This window comes from Vibrio sp. 1288 (assembly GCF_033344475.1).
The window spans coordinates 1-839 of the sequence record NZ_JAWPOX010000305.1; the positions used below are offsets into that span (position 1 = coordinate 1).

Annotated in this window: 1 protein-coding gene; it reads right to left on the reverse strand. The window is 48.9% G+C overall.

Annotated elements, in window-relative coordinates; genetic code table 11:
* On the reverse strand, nucleotides 1-839 hold an 839-nt coding region (locus R8O11_RS26400), incomplete at both ends, for a 3'-5' exonuclease (RefSeq protein WP_318194766.1).

Here is an 839-nt window from a genome sequence, read left to right on the forward strand (position 1 = left end):
GGCGAATGGTTTCTAGTGTCTTGTCACCTAAACCACGAGTTGGCGTATTCACCACACGTTCAAATGCAGCATCGTCATTACGGTTGGCCATCAAACGCATGTAGGCCAGTGCGTCTTTGATTTCCTGACGCTCGAAGAATCGCATACCACCATAAATACGGTATGGTAGACCAGCTTGAATCAACGCTTCTTCCAGTACACGAGACTGGGCGTTGTTGCGGTACAGCATCGCTGCATCATTCAATGCTCCGCCTTTGTCTTGCCACTCTTTGATTTTGTTAACCGCAAAACGGGCTTCGTCCAACTCGTTGTAAGCACTGTAAACCGAAATCGGCTCACCAACAACGCCGTCAGTCCACAGCTCTTTACCCATACGCTCGGTGTTATTGGCGATCAAGGTATTGGAAGCTTCCAAAATGGTCTTGGTGGAACGGTAATTCTGCTCTAGGCGAATGGTGGTTACACTTGGGAATTCACGGGTGAATTTCTCAATGTTTTCGACTTTTGCTCCGCGCCAACCGTAAATCGATTGGTCATCGTCACCCACAATCATCACATGACACTCAGGCCCCGCCATCATGCGTAGCCAAGCGTATTGGATATTGTTGGTGTCTTGGAACTCGTCAACCAGAATGTGTTTAAAGCGAGCCTGGTAGTGCTCTCGGACAAACTTGTTATCGCGCAGTAGCTCATGAGCGCGAAGCAGAATTTCTGCAAAATCGACCAAACCTGCACGGTCACACGCTTCTTGATAAGCGGTGTATAGCTGCAAGTAGGTTTTGGTCACAGGATCGTGGTAAGCATCGATGTGTGCTGGGCGCAGACCTTCGTCTTTTTTG